Annotated in this window: 22 protein-coding genes; 9 read left to right on the top strand and 13 right to left on the bottom strand. The window is 39.7% G+C overall.

Translation table 11 applies throughout. From position 1 onward, the window contains the following. Nucleotides 1–348: 348 nt before the first annotated feature. From ACHUGF_RS06330 to ACHUGF_RS06290, 8 genes are all read left to right on the top strand, one after another. Nucleotides 349–2,118 carry a DUF885 domain-containing protein gene (locus ACHUGF_RS06330; RefSeq protein ID WP_394129946.1) on the top strand — a complete coding sequence of 590 codons (1,770 nt, stop codon included), beginning with the start codon at nt 349–351 and terminating at the stop codon, nt 2,116–2,118. A gap of 188 nt (nt 2,119–2,306) precedes the next feature. Then, nucleotides 2,307–2,987 (top strand): winged helix-turn-helix transcriptional regulator, encoded by a 681-nt coding sequence (locus ACHUGF_RS06325; protein ID WP_394129945.1) that lies wholly within the window; start codon nt 2,307–2,309, stop codon nt 2,985–2,987. Between the two features lie 80 nt (nt 2,988–3,067). Next, entirely contained in the window at nt 3,068–4,192 is a 1,125-nt protein-coding gene (locus ACHUGF_RS06320) for a M14 family metallopeptidase (protein WP_463602278.1), read from the top strand. 9 nt (nt 4,193–4,201) lie between these two features. Beyond that, entirely contained in the window at nt 4,202–4,519 is a 318-nt protein-coding gene (locus ACHUGF_RS06310; protein WP_394129944.1) for a zinc ribbon domain-containing protein, read from the top strand. Further along, nucleotides 4,516–4,797 carry a YeaC family protein gene (locus ACHUGF_RS06305; protein ID WP_394129943.1) on the top strand — a complete coding sequence of 94 codons (282 nt, stop codon included), beginning with the start codon at nt 4,516–4,518 and terminating at the stop codon, nt 4,795–4,797. Before ACHUGF_RS06310 ends, ACHUGF_RS06305 begins: the two co-directional genes overlap by 4 nt. Nucleotides 4,798–5,296: 499 nt before the next feature. Beyond that, a complete protein-coding gene (locus tag ACHUGF_RS06300; RefSeq protein ID WP_394129942.1) occupies nt 5,297–6,172 on the top strand; it encodes a prohibitin family protein in 876 nt (291 codons plus the stop codon). 175 nt (nt 6,173–6,347) lie between these two features. Next, nucleotides 6,348–6,887, top strand: coding sequence for a DUF924 family protein (locus tag ACHUGF_RS06295; RefSeq protein WP_394129941.1), 540 nt, complete (start codon nt 6,348–6,350; stop codon nt 6,885–6,887). A 237-nt stretch (nt 6,888–7,124) separates the two neighbouring features. Beyond that, nucleotides 7,125–7,460: a zinc ribbon domain-containing protein YjdM gene (locus tag ACHUGF_RS06290; protein WP_394129940.1), complete on the top strand. Its 336-nt coding sequence runs from the start codon at nt 7,125–7,127 to the stop codon at nt 7,458–7,460. A 93-nt stretch (nt 7,461–7,553) separates the two neighbouring features. Here the strand turns inward: ACHUGF_RS06290 and ansA are convergent, their stop codons facing one another. Both ansA and sppA read right to left on the bottom strand, forming a co-directional pair. Continuing rightward, nucleotides 7,554–8,567, bottom strand: coding sequence for an asparaginase (gene ansA / locus ACHUGF_RS06285; RefSeq protein ID WP_394129939.1), 1,014 nt, complete (start codon nt 8,565–8,567; stop codon nt 7,554–7,556). 142 nt (nt 8,568–8,709) lie between these two features. Beyond that, nucleotides 8,710–10,554: a signal peptide peptidase SppA gene (sppA, locus tag ACHUGF_RS06280; RefSeq protein ID WP_394129938.1), complete on the bottom strand. Its 1,845-nt coding sequence runs from the start codon at nt 10,552–10,554 to the stop codon at nt 8,710–8,712. Between the two features lie 163 nt (nt 10,555–10,717). On the opposite strand from sppA, the gene ACHUGF_RS06275 reads away from it, so the two are divergent. Further along, the gene (locus ACHUGF_RS06275) at nt 10,718–12,733 is read left to right on the top strand and encodes an oxidoreductase (protein ID WP_394129937.1); all 2,016 of its coding nucleotides are present in this window, start codon (nt 10,718–10,720) and stop codon (nt 12,731–12,733) included. 156 nt (nt 12,734–12,889) lie between these two features. Here the strand turns inward: ACHUGF_RS06275 and ACHUGF_RS06270 are convergent, their stop codons facing one another. The 11 genes from ACHUGF_RS06270 to ACHUGF_RS06220 form a co-directional block, all read right to left on the bottom strand. Next, on the bottom strand, nt 12,890–13,858 hold the full coding sequence (locus tag ACHUGF_RS06270) for an AgmX/PglI C-terminal domain-containing protein (RefSeq protein ID WP_394129936.1): 969 nt from the start codon (nt 13,856–13,858) through the stop codon (nt 12,890–12,892). A 1-nt stretch (nt 13,859) separates the two neighbouring features. After that, complete coding sequence (locus ACHUGF_RS06265) at nt 13,860–14,399, bottom strand: ExbD/TolR family protein (RefSeq protein WP_394129935.1); 540 nt, start codon at nt 14,397–14,399, stop codon at nt 13,860–13,862. Continuing rightward, complete coding sequence (locus tag ACHUGF_RS06260; RefSeq protein WP_394129934.1) at nt 14,396–14,932, bottom strand: biopolymer transporter ExbD; 537 nt, start codon at nt 14,930–14,932, stop codon at nt 14,396–14,398. Before ACHUGF_RS06260 ends, ACHUGF_RS06265 begins: the two co-directional genes overlap by 4 nt. 5 nt (nt 14,933–14,937) lie before the next feature. Next, nucleotides 14,938–15,588 carry a MotA/TolQ/ExbB proton channel family protein gene (locus tag ACHUGF_RS06255; protein WP_394129933.1) on the bottom strand — a complete coding sequence of 217 codons (651 nt, stop codon included), beginning with the start codon at nt 15,586–15,588 and terminating at the stop codon, nt 14,938–14,940. Nucleotides 15,589–15,711: 123 nt separating this feature from the next. Continuing rightward, on the bottom strand, nt 15,712–16,092 hold the full coding sequence (locus ACHUGF_RS06250) for a hypothetical protein (RefSeq protein ID WP_394129932.1): 381 nt from the start codon (nt 16,090–16,092) through the stop codon (nt 15,712–15,714). Between the two features lies 1 nt (nt 16,093). Further along, nucleotides 16,094–16,954 carry a tetratricopeptide repeat protein gene (locus ACHUGF_RS06245; RefSeq protein ID WP_394129931.1) on the bottom strand — a complete coding sequence of 287 codons (861 nt, stop codon included), beginning with the start codon at nt 16,952–16,954 and terminating at the stop codon, nt 16,094–16,096. Continuing rightward, nucleotides 16,929–20,216 (bottom strand): tetratricopeptide repeat protein, encoded by a 3,288-nt coding sequence (locus tag ACHUGF_RS06240; RefSeq protein WP_394129930.1) that lies wholly within the window; start codon nt 20,214–20,216, stop codon nt 16,929–16,931. The genes ACHUGF_RS06245 and ACHUGF_RS06240 overlap by 26 nt, the downstream gene beginning before the upstream one ends. Beyond that, on the bottom strand, nt 20,213–22,369 hold the full coding sequence (locus ACHUGF_RS06235; protein ID WP_394129929.1) for a tetratricopeptide repeat protein: 2,157 nt from the start codon (nt 22,367–22,369) through the stop codon (nt 20,213–20,215). Before ACHUGF_RS06235 ends, ACHUGF_RS06240 begins: the two co-directional genes overlap by 4 nt. Nucleotides 22,370–22,371: 2 nt before the next feature. Next, entirely contained in the window at nt 22,372–22,953 is a 582-nt protein-coding gene (locus tag ACHUGF_RS06230; protein WP_394129928.1) for an AraC family transcriptional regulator, read from the bottom strand. A 29-nt stretch (nt 22,954–22,982) separates the two neighbouring features. Further along, nucleotides 22,983–24,116, bottom strand: coding sequence for a DUF3570 domain-containing protein (locus ACHUGF_RS06225; RefSeq protein WP_394129927.1), 1,134 nt, complete (start codon nt 24,114–24,116; stop codon nt 22,983–22,985). Nucleotides 24,117–24,129: 13 nt separating this feature from the next. Beyond that, the gene (locus ACHUGF_RS06220; RefSeq protein ID WP_394129926.1) at nt 24,130–24,381 is read right to left on the bottom strand and encodes a DUF4266 domain-containing protein; all 252 of its coding nucleotides are present in this window, start codon (nt 24,379–24,381) and stop codon (nt 24,130–24,132) included. Nucleotides 24,382–24,396: the final 15 nt, after the last annotated feature.

Raw genomic sequence — 24,396 nt, 5'->3', positions numbered from 1 at the left:
AAGACTACGGGTGTCATTTTGAAAATTCCTGAACATATAGTAAATGAAATGTAGCTGGTTTGTGTTTCGAATGTGTAAATGACTGTTTCAGAAATAGAAAAATACAGAAATCTGTTAAGTAACTGTTTTTGATTATTTAAAATTCATATATTAATGTGCGTACTGTATAAATAGTGACTTTTTGTCTGATATTTACACAAGGCTGACGGCGAACTTGTGTCAAAAGATGTCTAAGTGGGTTTGTTTGATGCAAAATGTGACGCATCGTGATTTACTAAATATCAATGAATGACGACTTATTCATAGCAAATATAAATGAAAACAATAAAAAATATGAAGGGAGATATCATGAAAAAGGCCTTATTACCTTTGGCTATTTCACTGTGTTTAGCATCAGTCGCAGGTTGTCAACAAACGGCACCAACTGAACAAACCGCTGTAGTAGCTGATAAACAAGTAGATGCAGCATTTGATCAATATGCATTAATGTTTATTGACGATTTATGGCAATTGTCGCCTACTTGGGCACTCTACAATGGCAAACACGTCAATGATGGATATTTAGAAGTGCCAGATCAGGGCAGTAGACAAAAGACTTTGGTTTTCATTGATAAGCACTTACAAGGCTTAAGCCAATTTAAAACATCGAGTCTGTCGGCTAATCAAATGATCGACCATGCATTAATTGAAAATCTATTGAAGAAGATGCAATGGGAAATCAAAGTATTTAAGTCATGGCAATGGCAGCCTTCAAAATACAATGTTGCTGGTGGATTTGCTCAAATCATAAATGAAGACTTTGCCCCATTAGATCAGCGTCTTGCATCAGTTATAGAGCGTTTGCAAAATGTTCCAGCTTATTATCAGGCTGCACGAACCAATATTGAGAATCCAACGCTTGAACACACGCAGCTTGCTATTATGCAAAACAAAGGTGCATTTTCAGTATTATCTGAAGATTTAAAGCAGCAAGTGTCACAATCTGGTTTATCAGATGAGCTAAAGAAAACCTTTAACAGCAGATTTGATTTAGCCATTAAAGCCATTGAGCAGCATATTGTATGGCTAACTAACCTTGAAGAGTCACTACAAGAAAATGGTGCAAAAAGCTTTCGTATAGGTGAAGAGTTTTACGAACAAAAATTCGCTTTTGACATTCAAGCAGGTATGTCAGGTAAGGCGTTATATGACAAAGCCATTGCTGATAAAAACCAAATACAATTAGAGATGGCAAAAATCACGCGCGATATTTGGTCTAAATACATAGATACGCCTATCCCAAATGACGACAAAGTGGCCATCAAGCAATTAATTGATGTACTGAGTGCTAAGCATGTTAAACGCGAAAACTTTGTAGAAGAGGTCAGAGCACAAATTCCTGAGCTAGTGAAATTTGTCAATGACAAGGACCTAATCACTCTCGATCCAAATAAGCCATTAATTGTACGTGAAACACCAGAATATATGCGCGGCTTTGCTGGTGCATCTATCAGCGCACCCGGCCCTTATGATAAAGGCGGCAATACATACTATAACGTGTCCCCCCTTGATGGTATGTCTGATGAATCAGCAGAAAGTTATTTACGCGAATATAACCACTGGATTTTACAGATCCTCAATATTCATGAAGCGATCCCAGGTCACTATACACAGCTAGTTTACTCCAATGAATCACCAAGCCTAGTGAAAAGCTTATTTGGTAATGGTGCGATGGTTGAAGGCTGGGCAGTGTATACCGAACGTATGATGCTAGAGCAGGGCTATGGTAATTTTGAACCTGAAATGTGGTTGATGTACTACAAGTGGAATCTCCGCGTTATCTGTAACACTATTCTTGATTACAGTATTCAGGTTAAAGGCATGCAAGAGCAACAAGCACTTGATTTAATGATGAATGAAGCTTTTCAGCAACAAGCTGAAGCTCAAGGTAAATGGAGAAGAGCGACACTCAGTCAGGTTCAGTTAACCAGTTATTATTCTGGCTACCGAGAAATATATGATTTGCGAGAAGAATTAAAACAAGCACAAGGTGATGATTTTGACTTGAAATTATTTCATGAGAATTTTTTGAGCTATGGTAGTGCACCTGTGAAATATATTAAGCAGCTTATGCAGTAATTAATTCACTAAGGTTAAAATTATTCATACCTGATCTAGTACTACAAAATAGACGTAAACTTTAAAACCTGTGCTTGCCGTACGCTTGCACAGGTTTTTGTTATCTGTGTCTCACTTTAATCATAAACAATTTCACCAATACAAAATCCTATGCTAATGTAAATAAAAACCGTTATCATTATCATTATATGAAAGCCATACTGTACATCGCTAAGCACTCGTTTGCACATACCAATTTTAGCCAGGAATTAGCATCATCTGAATATGATGTTACTCTGGTTAATAATATTTTTGATGGTTTATTGAAGTTATCATGTCATCAGTATCAGGTTATTTTATTCGATTATTCATTATCATGTCGTGATTTACAGCTATTGGTCATGGGCTGTAAAAGAGCACAAACCATCGTCGCAATAGCACATGAAAATACAGAGTTAGAGCATCTTGCTGCAATTGAAGCAGGGGCTGATCAATATCTTAAAGCACCTTTTCAGATATCAAACCTACGTCAAATGTGTTTAGGTGAAATGCAAAGTAAGCCACTGAAAGAACTGATTTATGAACGTGTATTAGAATTCGACGAAAGCCTATTCACAATTCACTTTGATGGTAGAGAACTAAAGCTCACCCGCACAGAATTTCGTATTTTACATTACTTGTATTTACACCGAGGTAAGGTCGTTTCTAAAGACGAATTACAACTGCAAATCTTGCATAAAAAGCATGGCCAATTTGATCGAAATTTAGATATGCATGTAAGTAATACAAGGCGTAAAATCAGTCAGTTGAACTTACCAAGGGAACTCATTAATACCGTAAGGGGAAGAGGTTATTGCTTCAGTTTTCCCCAAGCTGATATGTCATTCTAAGATATGATTTGATAAGCTTGGCGTCATCATTTCACAGCGTAGGCTGTGAACCAAGCGACTATAATTATAAAGGATGACTTATGCGTATTAGCGCGAATTTTGATGGCGGCAACATTAAGGTTATCAATCTAGATAAACAAGATGACATTCAATTAGAAATTGTCCCTGATGTAGGTAATGAATTCTATCAATGGTTTAACTTTCGCCTAGAAGGTGAAGTCGGTGGTCAGTACTCGTTAAACATTCTTAATGCAGGTAGTGCATCATACCCGAAAGGTTGGGAAGATTATCAAGCAGTAGCCAGTTATGACAGACAGCACTGGTTCCGCCTACCAACAAGCTATGTTGATGGTAAACTAACCATCAATGTCGACCTTGACTGCGAAGCCATTCAAATTGCTTACTTTGCGCCTTACAGCTATGAACGTCACCTAGATTTAATCAGCGAAGCTCAATTACACCCTTCGGTTAGCCTAGAGCATTTAGGGTTAACGCTAGATGGCCGCGATATGACCTTGCTAAAGGTTGGCGACGGAGACGAAGCTAAGAAAAATATTTGGATCACTGCCCGTCAGCACCCCGGCGAAACCATGGCTGAGTGGTTGATTGAAGGCTTATTAAATCAATTACTTGATAGTGATAACCCAACTGCTAAATCTTTACTTGATAAAGCTAACTTCTATATCGTGCCAAACATGAATCCTGATGGTAGTGCACGTGGTCATTTACGTACAAATGCCGTGGGTACCAACCTTAATCGTGAATGGCAGTCACCAAGTTTAGATAAAAGCCCAGAAGTGTTTTATGTTGTGAATAAAATGCATGAAACAGGCGTTGATTTATTTTACGACGTACACGGTGATGAAGGCTTACCTTATGTTTTCTTGGCTGGTTGTGAAGGCGTACCAGTATATAATGACAAAATGGCCGCATTGCAAACCAAATTTGTTGATGCATTATTATTGGCGAGCGCTGATTTCCAAACAGAGTTTGGTTATGACAAAGATGAACCTGGAAAAGCTAACTTAACAGTGGGTTCAAATTGGGTCGCAAACACTTTCCAATGCCTTTCAAATACTTTAGAGATGCCATTTAAGGACAATGCTAACCTGATTGATCCTATGTCTGGTTGGTCTCCTGAGCGTTGTGTATATCTTGGTGAAGCATCATTAATTGCAATGCTTGCTGTAGTGGATGATTTATAAGGATAAATTATGGCACTTATCGACTGTCCAAGCTGTCAAAAGCGAATTTCTAGCCAAGCTAAACAATGTAGTCATTGTAAAGCCAACTTGGATGGAAATTCTGAATCATTAGTAAAAATCAGTCATATCCAGAAATCGAATAGCTTAATGACCCACAGCATTGTGTTTTTGACTTTACTGATTGCTGGCGCTGCAATGTGGATTTGGAAAGGGGAAGTGGCACAAGGCTGGCAAGCTATCATGGCGATTGTCAGTTTTTCAGTAGGCGTGATTGGCTATATGATCACTCGTATTCGCATTGTGATACATAAACGGAAGTCTGTATGAAGGATCTCAATAAAGTCATTGATGAAATGCCAGAAGATGTTTATCAAAAGCTGCTTAGTGCAACTGAGCTGGGGAAGTGGGAAGATGGTAGTGTGTTAAGCGAAGAGCAACGTGAGCATACTATGCAAGTGGTTATGCTCTATCAAGCTCGACGTTTACAACAAACGGATCATTTCACTATCGCCCATGGTGGTGGCATCAATGAGCTGTCTAAGTCAGAGCTCAAAAAGCAATTTAAAGGCGAGTCTATTGCCGAATTTAAAGAGCAAGATATCTAATACTAATTATTTTATACCTACTGACTATTAGATATAAGATAACGTCTGCTCAAACGAGTAAACTAGAATAAAAGAGTAATGGTTTTCCATTGCTCTTTTTTTATTTTCAGCCCTAAACCACCAACTTCAGTAGGTGGTTATCATCAATTAGGGTTTGCCTGTATCTTTGTTTGTATGGCATGCCAGCTTGAGGTTGATTCAGCTATGCAATGATATTTAAAGCACGCAGCAAGCACATCCCTGTGGGCTCGACGAAAACATCCATGTTTTCAACGGCTTTAAATATCATTACTCATAGATGCTACTGAGGCTACAAAATAACTGAAACGCCCCCTTTTAGGGGGCTGAATGAAAGCCACCTTCTTCAGAAGGTGGATTCTTTACCAGCGTTTAATTTTTAGACAAAAAACTCAATCGAATGATACATTTGGTAACTTTTGCTTGAATCATGTTTTTCATTTGCTAGTGTGTGTGCTTTATTTTAAAGCATGGAGCTGTAATGATCATCAAGGAAAAGCTAAAAGGGCTTAATTTTCTCAAGTCTATACCTTTTATCGTAGCAATTTTTGCTGTAATCAATTCATATTTTATCGTGGTTGAAGGGCATGTTGGGGTCGTGAAACGCTTTGGTGAAGCGAAAGCACAAGAAAACCCAGGGTTACACTTTAAAATTCCATTTATTGAAACTGTGGAAATGATTGAAGTCAGAACTCGCAAAAATGCTGAGAAAATGGCTTCAAGTACCAAAGAACAAATGCCAGTAACAGTTGAAGTATCAGTTAACTGGACAGTGAATAAAGAAGCCGCGCTTGATTTATTTAAAAAATATGGTGGTTTAACCCAGTTCGAGCAACGCATTCTTGATCCTCGTTTCCGCTCTGCTACTAAAGACACGATTCCTCAGTTTGAAGCTGAACAATTAATCCAAGATCGTGCCAGTGCTATTCAAGGAATCGAACATCGTTTGGCAGAAGAGATGGAAGGTTTTCCTGTCATCGTTGACAATATCCAAATTGAAAACATTATTTTGCCTCAGAAGTACATCAATTCCATTGAAATAAAACAAACGGAAAAAAACCTGGCTGCAGCAGAAGAGCATAAACTAGAACGTCAACGTCTAGAGGCGCTTAGAGCTGTTAATACTGCAGATGCCAAAGCAAAAGGTATTCTAAAAGTTGCAGAAGCTGAAGCGCAATCAATTTTATTGAAAGGTAAAGCAGAAGCGCAAGCTATTGAAGCAAAGGCCAAGGCGTTAAAAGATAACCCTTTAATTGTGAAATTAACCGAGGCTCAAGCTTGGGACGGTAAATTACCCACGACCATGATGGGAGAGGGGGCATTGCCAATAATGGATTTACGTGAACCAAAGCAATAAACACGCTTAGGTAATCCATTTTCACTAATAACAGTTTAAATCCGGCTTTGTGGCCGGATTTTTCTATCTTGCTTCAAACACGATTAGCATGTGAGGTGATGTGTTGAATGTCAGAATCATTCATGACAGCATGAGCTGTTGATTCATTTTAATGTTTTATGAAAAAGGATTTGTCATGACTGCAGAAGATGTACTTAATTTTTGGTTCAAAGAGTTACAACCCCAACAGTGGTGGGTCAAGGATCAACAACTCGATGAGACAATCAAAAGTCGTTTTAGTGTACTTCACCAACAAGCATGTGCTGGAGAGCTGTATACATGGCGTGAGTCAGCGAAAGCTAGCCTAGCTGAAATTATTATCCTCGATCAATTTTCAAGAAACATCTATAGGGATACTCCTGCATCATTTACCAGTGACCCACTGGCTTTATCGTTAGCACAAACGGCCATTGCAAAAGGATTTGATAAAACACTGCCGCTAACAGAACGTGGCTTTATGTACTTGCCATTTATGCACAGTGAATCGCAACATATTCATGAGGTGGCGGTTGAATTATTCACATCCCTTGGTAAGCCAGAACAGCTAGATTTTGAATATCAGCATAAACGTATTATTGACCGATTTGGTCGTTACCCACATCGTAATAGTATTTTGGGTCGTGCATCAAGTGCACAAGAGTTAGATTTTTTAACACAAGAAAATTCAAGCTTTTAGTCTTACTATTCACCCCTTTTGTAAGTTTTTTATTAGCGATTAGCCATTAACGATTTTGTTTTGGCTCAACTAGGTATTATTACTTGGTTGGTCTTCTGTTATTGGGAGTATAGGGGATGACGCATTAGCTTTTTATCCATTTATACCTATATATATCGCATAAATAACAATGATTATGTATGATCTTAGCTTTCAATCATATCTCATTTTCATTTCTTAAAAAATATACGTTAAATTATGAAGTTACCGCCTTGTCCTGTTTGTCAGTCAGAATTTGTTTATCAAGATCAGCGCCAACTTATTTGCCCTGAATGTGCTCATGAATGGGATCCCGTTGAGCAAGCACAGCTTGAAATGGTATGCGTTAAAGATGCCAATGGCACCTTGCTCAGCGAAGGTGACAAAGTGACCATTGCTAAAGATTTAAGAGTAAAGGGTAGCTCGCAAGGTATAAAAATAGGCACAAAGGCAGTAGTAAGAAGAATATTTGATAGCAAAGATCATCAACTCGATTGTAAAGTGGATGGTGCAGGGGAAATGATGATCACTGCTAAGTTCGTTAAGAAAGCCTAACGCGGCTTAACTACAAATGATTAAGATGTAGCAATAAAAAACCAACCGCGCGGTTGGTTTTCAGAATAAAGCATTGAGTATTTCACTAGAGTCTTAATCAGTAGTGAGTTCACCAAACATATTTTGCTGCATCTGTGCTTTGATTTGTTCAGGCGTTAAGCTTATCGATAATAAAAAGTGTAACTTAGCCAAGGCTGCCTCAACAGTCATATCGCCGCCTGATATCACACCTGCTTGTGCCAGAGCATTACCCGTAGCATAGCCACCCATATTCACTTTTCCTTGAAAACATTGGGTTAAATTAACTATCACAATACCTTGTTCATCGGCTTGTTGTAAGGTATCTAACAAGGCTTTATTTTGCGGCGCATTTCCCACACCATAAGTTTGTAAAATAAGTGCTTTTACTGGCTGTTGTAGAATGTTCTTAAAGATATCAACAGCCATGCCTGGATATAGGGTCACAACACCGATTGGCTGCTGAGTGATAGTGACGACATCTAAGGTTTGCTCAGTTGGTTGGCTAATCGTGCCAGCCTTTAATCGTATTTTGATCCCAGCTTCTAACAAAATAGGGAAATTTGGCGACGCAAATGCATCAAAACCGTCGGCATGAGCTTTAGTTGAGCGGTTACCACGAAATAACTTGTTATTGAAAAACAAACAGACTTCAGCAACAGGGTAATTAGCCGCAATATACAAAGAATTGAGCAAATTTGTTTGTCCGTCAGAACGTAATTGTGCCAACGGTATTTGTGAACCTGTCACGATAACGGGTTTAGATAAGCCATGAAGCATGAATGATAACGCTGATGCGGTATAAGCCATGGTGTCAGTGCCATGCAAAATCACAAAGCCGTCATATTTGTTGTAATTTGCCTTAATGTCATTGGCAATAAGCTGCCAATCAGTCGGCGCCATGTTAGATGAATCAATCAAGGGAGAGTATTCATGTATAACAAATTCTGGCATTTCCTCATGATAAAACTCTGGCATAGATTGCACACAATCCGTGAGAAAACCAGCTGCTGGGGCAAAGCCATTTGCTGTTTTTTGCATACCGATTGTACCGCCAGTATAGGCGACATAGATTGATTTTTTACTCATTGGCATTACTGATGTATTTACATGTATTAAGTGCGATTAGATGCGGCACAGTATACGGCTATTTTAGACAAGACCCAATAAAAAAGCCTGCATGGCAGGCTTTTATGTTTTATAGATAAAAGGTGATGATAATTAAAACACCTTAAAAATTACATTGCTCACAGTATAGATATACATTATTTGGATCATCAAACTTTGCAAATTGCTCTAGCGCTGTACCAAAGTAATTAAGAAGTTGATGTGCAAAGTTTGTTTCACTGAAACGAGGTGGAATATACGACGCAGAAGCATTGAGTAACTGCTGCATGAATATTTGTTCAGTAGTGAGTGGCTCTTCGACTAATTTCGTATCAAATACGTCCATCTCAGCAAGAGCAGCAGCCTTTGCGATAGCTTGGTCAATATCACCAACACCGTCAACTAAGCCTAATTCAAGTGCGCGTTTACCTGTCCATACACGACCTTGAGCAATACTATCAACATCTGATACCGACATACCGCGTTCTTTAGCTACAAGTGAAATGAAATTCAGGTATCCCTTTTCAATATGACGTTGGATGACCGCTTTAACTGGTTCTTCCAACGGACGTGCTGTTGAAAAACCTGCCCATTGAGAAGTAGCCACACCATCTGAGCTAATACCTAAATGATCAAGCGCTTCTTCAAATGTTGGCACCATACCGAAAATACCAATAGAGCCCGTAAGGGTGGTTTCAGTTGCATAAATATAATCTGCACTAGCAGATATCCAGTACCCACCGGATGCTGCATAAGTCCCCATGCTCACCACAACAGGTTTACCAGCGTCTTTAAGCGCAATGACTTCTTGGCGAATTTGTTCCGAAGCAAAGGCACTGCCACCAGGACTATCAACACGTAATACAACGGCTTTAACCTTTTCATCAAAGCGTGCTTGGCGTAATAGTGCAGAAGTACTGTCACCGCCAATTTGTCCAGCAGGTTGTGTGCCATTGAGTATGTTACCCTTGGCAACGACAATTCCTACTGAGTCAGTTTCAACCAATGGTGGTATCGGCGCGGTTAACTTAAGGTAATCATTAAAACTGACTTGGTTGTAGGTTTTTCCACTTGTAGAAACACCGGCTCGCTCTACCATGGCTAATCTAAATGATTCCGCAGTTGATAATTCATCCACCCAATTAAGATTCAACGCTAACTGGGCATTTTCGCCATCAGCTTCATCTAACGCGACTAGGTATGCGTCAGGCTCTAAGACAAGATCGTCGGCGTTAACGCCTCTATTGTTGGCGACAATTGAGCTATAGCTTTGCCATAAATCCCCAAGCAATTGCTTACTAGCAGCTTTATCTTCTTCAGACATATCATCTCTGATAAAAGGCTCGACAGCAGACTTATAGGTACCCACCCTGAATACATGCATATTGATCTTAAGCTTTTCTAAGGCTGACTTATAATACAGGCGGTAGCGGCTTAACCCTTCAAGTGAAACAGCACCCTGAGAGTTTAGGTAAATCGTGTCAGCGTAACTTGCTAAAAAGTACTGCTGCTGGTTATATGTATTACCAGTTGCAACCACTTCTTTTCCTACTTCTTTAAAAGTATTTAATGCCTCACCAATTGCGGTCATTTTGCTGATCCCTGCAGAACGAAGCTGAGAGAGATCTAAAACAATAGAATTAATACGTGCGTCATGTGTGGCATTGTTTATCACATATAGGATGTCAGACAATAAAATCTCGCCATCAGGGTTATTTTTATTGCTTTGACTAAAGATAGCTTCAAACGGGTCTACATAACGTTTTTGATCAACGATGTGACCTGAAAGATCTAACACTAATGCACTGTTATTCTGAAGTTGTACTTCATCTTCACCCATCATTAATGCCACAGCAATAATGCCAAGAAGGGTGAAAAAGATAATATTTAAAACCAACTTACGAAAGCCATTGATCACTTTCCAAATGGTTTTAAACACACGCGTTAAAAATGAGGGTTTGGTGGACATTTACCACTCCTTTATCAGACTTATGCCCTAATGCTAACTGAATTTACATTAAATTGGGGAATTGAATTGTAAAGGATTTTAACAAACAAAGCTGTGAGGGATTGAGCTTAGACCAGTGAAAAGGTATGCTGGTTTTAATCACTTGTTTAAAAAGGATGTTTGAATGTCGTTTCCACACTTATTAGAACCTTTAGATCTAGGCTTCACACAACTTAAAAATCGTGTACTGATGGGCTCTATGCACACAGGTCTAGAAGAAGAAAAAGGCGGATTTGAGAAACTTGCAGCATTTTATAAGGAACGTGCAGTGGGTGGCGTGGGGTTAATTGTCACTGGTGGTATATCCCCTAACTTCCGAGGTCGTCTCGCGCCACACGCTTGCCAACTGAGCTTCCCTTGGCAGGTTAACAAGCACAAGATTGTTACCGATGCTGTACATGAAGGCGGTGGTAAAATTTGTATGCAGATTTTGCATGCTGGGCGCTACGGCTATCATCCTTTTAGCCAATCAGCCAGTAAAATTAAATCACCAATCACTCCATTTAAGCCTTCTGCAATGTCAGCAAGACAGGTTAAAGGCACAATTAAAGACTATGCCACCAGCGCATCGCTAGCTAAAAAAGCGGGTTACGATGGTGTTGAAGTCATGGGCTCAGAAGGCTACCTAATTAACCAGTTTATTTGTTCACGCACCAATAAACGTAAAGACCAATGGGGAGGCAGTTTTGAAAATCGTGCTCAATTCCCATTAGAAATTGTTAAAGCAATACGCAACAAGGTTGGCAAAGATTTCATTATTGTTTTTCGTTTATCTATGTTGGATCTGGTTGATAATGGTTCAACCTGGGATGAAGTTGTCGCATTAGGTAAGTGGCTTGAGCAAGCAGGTGTATCTATTATCAATACAGGCATTGGTTGGCATGAAGCGCGTGTTCCAACAATTGCAACGAGTGTCCCTCGAGGAGCCTTTGCTTGGGTAACCGAGCGTTTGAAATCTGAAGTGAGTGTACCGCTTATTGCAACAAACCGTATTAATACGCCAGAGATTGGTGAGCAGATTATCGCGTCAGGCCAAGCTGATATGGTGTCAATGGCACGACCGTTTTTAGCAGATGCAGAGTTTGTGAATAAGGCGGCAGCTGATCAAAGTGAGTTGATAAATACCTGTATTGGCTGTAATCAGGCGTGTTTAGATCATACCTTTTCAATGAAGCGTGCTACTTGCCTTGTAAATCCAAGAGCGTGCTATGAAACTGAAATTAACTTTACCCCAACAACCAATAAGAAACGTATAGCTGTCATGGGCGCTGGTCCAGCAGGGATGGCATTTTCTGTTTATGCTGCAACTCGTGGTCATGACGTGGTGCTGTTTGAAGCCAAATCTGAGGTAGGTGGACAATTTAATTTAGCCCGTATGATCCCAGGGAAAGAAGAGTTTAATGAAACTATCCGTTACTTCTTAAACCAAATTAACTTACATAAAGTCGATTTACGTCTAAACACAAAATTAGATGCCAGTGTGCTTGAAACTGAGCAGTTTGATGAAATTGTAGTTTCATCTGGTGTTGTACCACGAGCATTGAATCTGCCTGGTTTCGATGACCCTAGAGTCGTAAATTATCAGCAAGTGCTGAATGGTGAAGTTGAAATTGGACAAAAGGTCGCATTGATAGGCGCCGGCGGAATTGGGTTTGATATGGCACATTTCCTTTGTGAAGATGAGTCATCAACCTTGCAATTAGATAAATGGTTAAAGCAATGGGGCATTGATCAAAACTATACTGATGCAGGTGGTCTAACCGATGCTGTTGAACATAAACCGAGCCGTGAAGTTCATTTATTGCAGCGTAAGACTAGCAAAATGGGTAAGGGTTTAGGAAAAACAACCGGTTGGATCCATCGTAGCGTGTTAAAACAGCATCAAGTTAATATGCTAACGGGTGTGAGTTATGACAAATTTGATGATCAGGGCTTGCACATCAAAGTGGGCGAAGATGCGCAAGTATTGGCTGTAGACAACGTAGTATTGTGTGCGGGTCAAGAATCAAATCGCACTATGGTTGATCAAATGCGTGCCACAGGCTTACCGGTACACTTAATTGGTGGTGTGGATGTAGCAGCTGAACTCGATGCAAAACGTGCTATCCGTCAGGGGGCGGAACTTGCTATGAGCATTTAGTTGTTATAACAGTTTCTGGTTTGTATAGCTGATAAATTGTAAAGCTTAACGAGTTGAGAAATACGCTGATATACCAATAAAAAAAACCAGCTCTTAGCTGGGCTTTTTTATGACTGGATACTTTAGTTAACTGATAACAGTCCATTGAATGAACAGTTAACTCGGTAGGAAGTCAATTGACCATATTGTGGTAATCGCTGCTACATCTTCAGCGCTAAATTCAATCGATCTTAATACCACGGTAAGTTGTCGTTCCAATTTACTGTTATTAAGTTCACTTGATTTAATATTGACTCGACTTATTTTACCACTAGGTTGAATATCAATTTCAAACATCACTTTACCTTTCAAGAAAGGATCTTTGCGTAACGCACGGTTATATAGCGCATAGAGACGAGATTTATTCGCCTCAAGCGTTCGCCGTATTGCAGCCTCTGAACGTTGATTAGCTTTTGACGCTAAACTTTGTTCTTCTGCAATCGCGCCTGCGCTTGCTAGTACCTCTTCTTCAGCTAAGCGAATTTGTTGAGTATTTTTAGTACTTAACTCACCTGAACTCACGGTTTGTGTCACAGATGATTTAGCCAAAACTTGGCTTTGCGCATCCGCTTGAGCTGCAAGCATTTTACGCTCAACCTTAACCGCTTCAGCTTCACTGGCTTGCATTGTTGTTGTCGGCTCAATGACCACAGCATCACGCATAGTAAACAATTCATCCTTCATTGCAGCAAGACCTGCATTTTGCGCTTTTTCTTTGGCTACCTCTCGGGTCGACTTTACCGGTATAACTGGCTCATCAATAACCTTCGGTTTCTCCTCAGGCTTAACATCCTCCGGTTCTGGCTCTGGTTCAGGCTTGGGTTGCTCCTTTGGCTTTTCTGGTGGTGGCAGTTGCTTTTCTTGTAGCATTATCTTGGCAAGTTGCGGTGGTACTTGCTCTTTGACTTCACGTGGTATTTCAACCTGTTCAAGCATTGGGATCACAATAGCGAAGATAAGATAAACTACCAGTGCAATTATCAGGATTTGTTTAAAGCGTTTATCTTGTTGACTGGGCTTAAATAAATCACCTAAATCAGTAAATTGATTACCTTGACCCGTTTGCGATAGAGATAAAGTGCTCATATTATCCCTCCGCAACCGTTTTTGCTTGTTGCTCGACAGCTAGTGACATATTTCTATAGCCCGTTTGCGCACATGCAGCCATAATCTGTTTAAGCAACACATAAGGGATGCTGGCGTCACCAATAATGGTTACAGCACGTCCTTTTTGCTGCTCAATTTCGGTTAATTCAGGTCTCCGACTGGCCTGGTATTCAAGCTCAGTAGTGATCGCCGTCACCATGTCTGGATTTTCTTGTAATAAAGAAGGATCAAAGCCTGCTTTAACCTCTGACTCAACTACCCAGACAGCGCGTTCTTGTACCAATATTGTGTTATCAATGACAGCAATCATTAGATTTTCAACAGGTAACTCTTCTGCAACAGAAACGGGTAACTTCACTTTCTCAATACTTTGTAATACCCGTACTTCAGATTGGTTTACAATCAAGAAAAATACCAAAATGGTAAAAATATCCATTAAGGCAACCAGATTCAGCTTATTACCGCCTTTTAATCGTCGATGATGCTTTGCCAAACGCTTAGCCTTTAATGATTGCTTCATAATTGTGACACCTCCGCACTTGGTTGAGTGATAGTAGTATCCACTGGTGCATCACCTAATGAGATCATTGGAAATAACTCTGCATCCACTAAATTAGCAGCAACAACGGCTTTATAAGATTTAACCGTGTCCATTGCTGTGACAATTGTTTGATATTCGATGTCAGGCTCTAATAGCAACACAATGTCATTCTTCTCAATGCCTTGCTGTTGAAAGGTTAACTTTAAATCTTGTAAGTAAGTAGACAAGAGCGAAAAGTCGTAACCTTTATCAGTTGAAGCAAATTGTTTTAATAAAATTCCAGCAGGGTAATTTAAAGTTAATTGGCCCTCTGCAATCACTAATTCAAGTACCTTGGGTTCTTCTTGTTGCGGATCGGATTCTGCTAACACTGGCAATTGCAGGTTTAAAATCCGAACTTGTGAGAACACCAAGCTAAGAAGCAATACGGGGACTAACACAATCATCAAATTCATAAATGAAGTGATATCGAGTTCCGCGTCTTCTTTCTTTAAACGACGGTGGCGTCTCATAACAGTTAGCCTCGGTTTTGATCCTGTTGTGTAAATGACAATGAATTAAGCAATTTGATGCCAGCCATTTCAATGGAATCTACTATCGTTGCTGTTTTAGTTTGTAAGCTTGAGTGGAACAAAATTAATGGGATTGCTGTAATCAAACCGAATGCAGTCGTGTTCATCGCAACTGAGATACTCGATGACAATAAGTTCGCTTTCTCTGCAGGATCAGCACTTGCGACAGCAGAGAATGCAGCGATAAGACCCATAATTGTACCCAATAGACCTAATAAGGTGGCAATATTGGCAAGCGTGGCAATGAAAGGGGTACGCTTTTCAAGACGCAGCATGTACTCCATCACCGTCTCTTCCATTGCATATTCAATATCTTCTCGACGAGAAGCTTGGGGCAGGCGGGCAATACCCGATTTTAATACATCAAATACTGGTGCTTTGTTGGTTTGTGCATGTTTTGAAATGGTCTCAACATCGCCTGTTTTTAATGCGTTTGCAATTAACGAGAATGCTTTTTGATTTGTTCTGTGTGCTGAACTTAAATAGATCCAACGCTCAATGGTGATTGCCAGACCGACAATCAGTACTAATGCGATAGGGTAAATAAATGGTCCGCCATTTTGTAAAAATGCAATGATATGGTCGGTAAAACTCATGATAGCTTCCTTTTTATTGAGTTATGTGAGTACTTTGCTCACAGTTTGTTTAAGTTAAATCTATTTATGTTTGTCTGTTTAAATCATTTTCTGAGAAACACGATACCTATAGGTATAGGCTCGTTACTTACTCTTATTCGTTTGATGAAACTGTTCTACTTGCTGTTTAAATTGTTTTGGGTTGATGGGTTGGTAAGCAGGTAATTTAATGTCAAATTGCCCAGCATTAACATCTACAGCTTGATTAATTCCTTGCCATGGCATGACATAAATGACTTTAGGTTGTTCAGTCGACCCCGTTACGCGGCTATTGATAGTCACGGACTGGCTTGGCGTAGCATTAGTCTTTGTCTTAGCTGCACTAATATTTTGCTGTGCTTGGCTTTTGTTGGTTTGTTGTTCAGACTGCTTTTGCTTTTTTATTGGATCTTTTGCCAGAACGGGATGACTAATAGAGCAAACAATAACGGCGGTGAAAAGCAAAGTAGTGATTGAAAGTCGCATATCAGCTTCCCTCCTGTTGAGCACTGGTATCTGCCGGCTTATCTTCTATTTCTGTTTGCATATCATGGGGCTGCACGTTAGACGAGTCGATAGATGTTTCAGGGATCGTTAGGCCTGCTCGCTGAATTTTTATCTCTACTGCCGCTAGATAACGTTGGACTTGTTGATCTTGTTTATCAAGGTTTAAATAAGCTAAGTAATATTCTCTTGCTTGTAGCAGTTCTCCTTGATACATCTCAAGTAAAATAGCTAAATTCACAAGAGCTTGAGGGTAATCAGGCCATATATTTAACGCACGTAAATATTGCTGTTTAGCCTGCTTAAACTCGCCTTTTTCAGTTAATAATAATGCGAATACTTGCCTGGCATACGGGTTGTTAGGAGCAAGTTGTAATGCCTTCTCAATATGCTGGAGTGCAATATCAGGTTGACCGAGTTCGATAGCAATTAAAGACAGGTTCACCCACGGGCCAGAAAGAGTAGGGTTCTGACTAATGACTGCATCAAATTGTTGTTGTGCAACAGTCCACTGCTGTTGTTTCATGGCTTCAATGCCTTGCTGAAATTGCTGCTGAGTGTCATTTGATATTGAATTAATATTATTGGTATTTAAGTATGAATTATCACGATTTGTACGATGTAAAATAGCAACATTAGAGCTAACTTCTGTGTTGCTGATGCCTTCCGTTTGATTTGATGTTGTATTTTGTTGGATATTCACCATACCGACCAGCGCCACATCAGATTGTGTTGACTCGGTATCAGGCGATGTACTGCAACCTTGAATGGCAATGGTGCAAGTCATTAAGCTGACTATAAAACCTAGGCGTGATTGCTTAATATATGGTTTCAACAGCATCATGCGTTTGCTCCTGCTTTAAATAGAGTGCCGGTGACATTTCAGCTAATGCAGTGAAACTGTTGGCTATCCATTGATCAAAGTTGTTTTGCCATGCACGTTGACTATTACTGATATGAATTTCAATGGCTTTTTCTTCAAGTGGATAAGCTAACTCTTCGAGTAAAATCTCATATTCTTCGAGCGCTAATTCATCAAGGTCAGTTGGCCGCTGTGATTCCATAATATCTGTCGCTAGGATGCGATACATTTGCGCTAATTGGTAAGTAGCATTTGGTACATATTCAGCAATATTCAAATCTAATACTTGTTGAAAATAGCCAATAGCCAGTTTCATTTCAGATTGTTTACGCTTTAAGTTCTTCTGTAGTGGCAATGTCAATTTAATAGCTGTAAAGCTTGCTTGGTGTGCTTTACCTAAATTAAATGCAGCGGTTGAAGCAAGGAAAAGGCCACGAGCATTAACGTTGGCCACTTTCATTTGTTGTTGGTGTGCGCTTAATATTTTACGGTACCAAAAATATTCCTTATTGGGCTCATTAGACTCTTGGTAGAACTTGCTCATTTGTAATCGCACTTCTTGTGCTACATCAAATGGTTGAGGGTAAGTATGAACATAGGTTCTAAAGCTAGACAAAGCTTTATCGCGCTTGCCAGCCTTCAGGAAATATTCAGCTGCCGTATAAAGTGCTTCACGCTTTAAGCTGATATTTGCATCACGACTATCATCTGTTGCAGCAATAATAACCATTAACTGATCGCCAGCTAATTCCCATTGTTCCAGAGCTTCATAAGCCTGAGCGAGTTTAGCTGGTATTGTTTGGCTAAAATGATGTTTTGGGTACTGTTTAGTGAAAGTTAGCAATACATCAATCGCAGCTTGATACTCTTGGTTAGCCAATAATATATTTGCAGCTTCATACTCAGCATTGATTCTATGACTAGACTCAGGCACTACCTTTGCGATCCTTAAAAGCTGCTCAACAGCGGCAAGCGGTTGATGCTGTTTCATGCTTTGCGCTTGAAAGTAAATGCTTGATGCTAACAAGCCTCGCATGTCTGTAGTGACTGTTTGTTCTGATGTGACAAATTTAAGTGCTAAATTGTAGGCTTGTTCAGCTGCTTGATAGTGCTCTTGTTGATAAACCGTATTCGCGTAATGCTGTGTAATGATCTGTACTTGCTGTTTTGCTGTTGAAGATAAATTAGCATAATTTTCAATGCCAGTTTCATGTAACGGAGTCAGTTTAAATTCAGCACAAAACGGTTTAAGTTGTGTCGCAGCAAGTGGTGCTTGGTTGTTACTAGTTTCTACGGTCGTTATTGGTTTTACATCAACCTGATTGCTATCAATATTCTCAGACGAAATGTAATTATTTTTATTTGGTGATAGGGCTGTTACTGGGTCGACTGCCAAAATTTGATGGCTAGCCAGTACAAATAAACTGTATCTAAGCTGTGATTCAAATAACTGTTTATCTTTGAATTGCTCGACACCATATGTTGCGAGTTCTAGTGCGCGATCTGTTACGGGGTAATGCCAAATATATTGCTCATCAATGCCAGTCTGTACTGACTGCCACTGTAGTGGTTGTTTATCAGACAGCATAATTTCACGTACAGCTACGGTTGTTGCTAAGGCTGCTTGTTGTTTTAACTCCGCTGTTTCAGTTGCAATATCAGCTAGGTGGGTATGATTTAATTCTGCCCGTGAGGCTATTTGCTCAACTGCATAGTAATGTGCGTGATGAAAATCATGCTGAGTAATCGCTGTATTGCTTGGTGCATATGCAATATGGTGGTAGCTATTTAGGGCATCATTGAATTGTTTCGCTTCAAATTGTGCCTCTGCTAACAGATATTGGTCATGCATAATCTTTTTATCTGCTAATGCTTCAGTAATATCTTGATTTGAAACATAAACCGAATGCTTAGCTTCAAATGCAAGTGCTAAGTTTTGTTGGATTGCCTGTGCAGCTTTATTGAATGCAATCTCACGTGTTTTACCTTGTGGTTGAATTTGCGCATCTGCATATAATTGACGACTTTGTTGCTCGCTAAAATGAAGAAGATGAGGTAAAAGCTCTGCTTTGTATTCATCAGTTGCGCTATGCCAAAAACGACTTTGTAAGCCAAATTGCTGTAAATAGCTCAATTTGACTGCATTAATCGAAGCAAATTTAGCTTGTGATTGGTATAGCTTTAATAGATCGATTGAAAACCGAGCCGCCCAAATCGAACTGGGGGACATATCTATATACGCTTGGTAGGTAAGTTCTGCATCGTGTTTTAGCTCTTTATCTAACAGAAATTGGGCTAAATTTTGAAATAGCACATGTTGATAGTTAGCTAATAACCCGCTGTGCTGGTTATCGTTAACTAAGCTAACTAGCGAGGCTGATTGCCCCTGTTGGCTAAGTGAAATACTCAACACTCGTTGGGTATCTATGGCTAAACTTTGATATTGGCTTGGTAATGTATCAAAGTGGAAGTCTGAATTGATATTGCCTGCTTTGTTAGCAAGTTGCTCGAGCACCTGAATAAAGCGTTGATCGGCTAAAACAAAGTGATTCAACTTAAAGAGAGACCAACCAGACATGTACAAACTATTGAGTCGATACTTTTGGTCATGACTATCAATGACCTGTTTGTAAGCGTTAATGGCAGCTTGGTATTGCTGTAAATTGTAATAAATCTCACCACGTCTGAAGTTAACTTCTGCAAAATAATGGGTATTAGGGTAGTCGGCTAGTAGATGTTCTATTTCACGTAAACTTGCCTGTTGTTTGCCCTGTAAATCGTATGCTTTGGCTAGTTGATAGCGTATATGTTCATTTTCCGCTTTATTTGGGTATTGAATCAGCAACAGCTGATAGTTATCTATTAATGCTTGTAACTCATGACTACTGTTACTCAGCGCTTGTTCAGATAGCTCATCAACATGCTCTAGTTGTTCAAAAAAGTTAGTCTCATACATTTCTGTATTAATTTGAGCCAAGCGATATTGCATGGCCGTTCTCACTTGCTGATTCGGCTCTAAATCCAATAGTTGTTGATAAATTCGAGATAATTTCTTCTGACGCTGTTTTTCAGTCAACTCTGGGCCATCTATTTCTAAAGCAGATTGGTTGTTTGCAAGTTGCCCTAATGTACTTCGTGTTGGCTGATTATCACTTGGGCTGTGACTACAAGCAGTTAATCCAAGACTTATTGCTAATGCCAGAATTGAACGTGGGGCAGACAAACGCACATTTATGCTATTCATAGCGCCTCCTGCTGAACTGAAATAACTGACTGAGCTTCAAGAATTTGAGCCATATGATGACGCGTTGAAAGTAAATGTTGTTGTAAAACATCGCGTTTTTCACCAATAAAGGTAGTGACTAAAGCACGTACACTGGCAGTGAGTTGTTTATCAAGTTTTAACAGACGATCAACTTGTTGTTGATGGGCTTGGCGGCTGAGTACTAGCTGTTGAGAATAGACGGATAAATTGCCACCTTGTTGTGCCTGCTCAGCGAATTGTTGCTGCTGTGCTTTTAGCTGTTCTAAGGCAAGTGTTAATTGCTTATGCTGCTTTTTATGTTGCCACAAACGTTGAGGGTAAGACTGACTTAACTCCCAAGACATGACACCTTTAACACGTTCAAGCCTCGCTTTAAGTTGAGTAGTATTGCGATGAGAAGCAATTGATTCAATCAGCGATTCGCTTCGTTTGATCCGCATAAGCCATTGCATTTGTTGTTCATCAGCAAATACCTGTGCACTTTGGTGATGCTCTGCATCATTTAGTGCCTTGCCAAGGCGATCAATTTCTACCGCTAATTCCTCAATTAATTGAGAGTAGGGTGTTTGCTGCTGTTTAACTAATACATCTTGCTGACGAACGTTATTTAATTCGATTGCATGCTCTATCCAATCAACCTGCTGTAATTGAACCGCAATGGCTTGTGATAATTGCTGTACTTGCTGCAACTGAGCATATTGAGCTTTTAATTTCGGTTCTGTTAATGCTATTTGCAACCAAGGAGATTGGCTTTGATACGGTGCTAAACGCTGCAAATCTATTGGATGTTGGCTTAAAAAATGTTGATTGTGTTTTGAAGTCTGGTTGTCAATTGAAATAGCGTTATTGTGAGCCTCAGGCATAAAATCTAGCAGAGTTTGAGATTGTTGATACTGGTTTTCAAAAAGAGATAGTTCGGTGAGTTTCTGTTGATAAAAGGTTTCAGCCACCTCGAGGCGAGTGAAAGCTTGAGACAATTTATTTTGCTGAACCAATTGACTGGCAAGCAAGTTATTTGATTGCCATGCCAATTCAGAGTAGGGATAGCCTTGTTGAATTAATGCATAAAGATTTGCAGCCTGTGCATGGTTGCCAATTTTTTGATTTGCGTAGGCAAATAGAAATAGCGCTGATTCTGTATAAGGACTGTGCTCAGGAAAGTTCGATAAAATGTCGAACGCATCAGTATAGGCGTTTTTTTCTATATAAAGTTGTGCCAATAGTAATTGGGCATAATCCACAATAGCTTGCAGTTGATCGTTCATTGGTGTGGCAGTATTGCTTGACTCAGATGTTGCTTCGAATAAGTTCTGCCAAAATGAGGGGGGCTGTTGTAACCATTGCTGTTGGTTTATCGATATCAAAATTGGTTCGGCATCACTAAATTGCTGGTTAGCCATGAACGCCAGAGCTTGGTTTATTTTAATGTAAGCAACATCGAGCGTCATCGTATGCTGACTATCATCTACATTGTGTTGTTCAACCGATGCATTTGCTGCCAGCATAGGAGACGGCCTGCTTGGCCAATGTGATAATTGCTGAAGGATCTGATACTGATGAGAGTACTGATTAGGTAAATTACTAATTTTTGATAATGTTTGTTGCGCTAAATGTGTATTACCTTGGTTTATCTGGTGTTCAGATAATTGTAATAGTGCAACGACCATTAATTCTCTTGGTGAGGTAGCACTTCTTTCATCTTGGTGTTCAGTTGAAGAGTGAGTTTGTCCTTCAGTATTAACAAGTTGAGTTAATGTCTCACTCGCTTGATTATGTAGCCCTAAATTGACTTGTAAACCTGCTTCAAATAATTGGCTTTTTTGAGGGTAACTCTGCTTTTGCTGTTTATTAAGGGCAATTTGTCTTAAAGCAGACGCATTATCCCCAGCAAAATAATAAAATAATGCTTGGCGGTAGTGTTTATCATCAAGGTGATTGTTAGCAATGGCAGTTGTTTCAATGGTTGTGTTTTGGGGGATCTGATGAGTATCTTCTGCATTGACATCAAGTGACAGCAGTAAACCGCAAAAACTAATATGGATCAAAGAGAAGTTTTTGACAGTAACATGGCTATTCAAAGCGTGTTTGTGTGCTTTTTGTAGAAAGTGATCGAATAAATTAATCCATTTCACGATCACAATTCCCACTGCTCAACAACAATATCTGCGCGCATTGATGATTCAGTGTCAGTGAGTTGTAGCTCCAACATCACAGCTTCATCATCCTTATCAAACATGTGGGTTACCGCACGTTGAACATCGCGCCCTTCATAATCCCTGCCTGTAAAAATGGCGGTGAGTTGATGCTGACCCGTTTTTAAATTACCTAAATATACTCGTTGAATGCCACCGCGTTCTAGTGCGATTCGTTGACGTTCTGTATATAAAAAACCTGCTACATTCTCATCATTGAGTTTAAGCTCGACGCTATCGAGTTTAAAAAACTTACCGATATCGACAGAAACAAACACACCCACTTGTGTACTAGCAGGGAACAGTAAATCTTCCTCAAGGATAAACAAATCTCGGTTGAGTTTGAGAACCTGCGCTTTAATGTCTTCTAATTCATTTGCTAACGTTTGTGCTTTTTCATCATTAGCATAAGCCGGTGATCCGAATATCATGCTCAACATTGCTGTCATGATGGCAAAACGTTTAAAAGGTGCCATAGGTATATTCATACGAATTGCCTGTAAAGAGTGATAAATGCGATGCATGGTTAATCCTTTAAATGCATGAAATAAGATTAAAAATAAACACTATAAAAAGCGCGAACAACATTGGCTGAGAATTGATAAAAAGGCTCATTACCGACACCTCCTTCAGCAGTAGGATCGCGAAAGTTATTATATTTAAAATCAATATAATCCCATTGTAATGAAGCTTCTGAAGGCCAATCGCTAATAGATAAATAACTCGGTAGTGTGTAAGTAATACCTATGCCATAGGTCATATCATTAAAGTCACTGAGTTCTTTATCACGGGCTAGGTAATTTTGTGCATCTTTGTAAGGAAACAAGTCACTGTAAAATTCTGCTTGTGTTTGCTGGTAATATCTAACCTTAAATTCCAACTCAAGTGACTCACCAATTGGATGGCGATAGCCGAGCTCTATGTCGCTTGCATCAATTTCCCAACTATCTGTGAAGTAACGATAGTGTAGAAACAATGCCGCACGATAGGGCAAGAAGTAACTGGTTGAAAGCTTAGTTGCGAATGAGTTGCGGGTTTCTGGGTAGACTTCCGGTTGATAGCCAACTCCAGATGGAAGATTATTATCAATATAACGCACAGTTCTGTATGGATTATTCAAATATCCTTTATCAGAAATTGCTTCAAAATTTAATGCTGCGGTCATATTGCGGGTAATGATTTGGCTTACACCTGCGCGTATACGATATTGCTCACTGGTTTCTAGAAAATTGTCATCACCATTTCGTTTAATTTCATTATCACCGTAAGAAAAACCTAAGCTTAAATTGGTGAGGTCGCCAAAAGTATCTTGTGAAACCCCGACACTAAATGATTTAGCAAGGTAATCATCTTCGCTACTTTGACGCAGATTAAGTGTCATCATTGTCTTGTTGTGTAAGTATTCAAGACCAAGCTGTCCTTCATGGCGTGTCTCAGTGTAAGGACTTGCAGTACTTATTACATCTACAGATGCTGATGAGATAGAATCTAAATAGTAATAACCCGTTACAGCAACAGATTCTGAGGTTTTTTTTCTGACTAAAACGGATGGGCCATCAATGGTCATTCCACCACCTTGATAGCTATGGTAAAGCACATCAGCACGATCTGGATCTAACACTGCGCTAATAGCGGGTAAATGGCATAACACTGTTGCCATTGCTATGAGGTTAATTGATTTGTGCATGTACTTTTTTAGCTTAGTTACAACCACAACCACCTCCGCCAGTGCCTTCTGCACCTCTTGCTGATTCTCGACCTTCTAACACGTGAGCAATATGCATATTAGCGATAGGGTGACGACCCATTTTCATAATAGGGTCAGCTAAGTTTTGTCTTTCATAAGGCTTCACCCAAGGTTCTAACGATAAACTTGAGCAACCAGAGAGTAAAAAGCAGCTGACAAGAGCAGAGAATAATAGGGCTGATTTGGTACGCTTATATTTGTTCATAATAGAAGCTCTCAT

Source organism: Shewanella maritima (genome assembly GCF_043643735.1).
Taxonomy (GTDB): Bacteria; Pseudomonadota; Gammaproteobacteria; order Enterobacterales; family Shewanellaceae; genus Shewanella; species Shewanella maritima_A.
The sequence above is the reverse complement of the archived record's forward strand: the minus strand, read 5'-3'. Positions and strand labels throughout refer to the sequence as shown.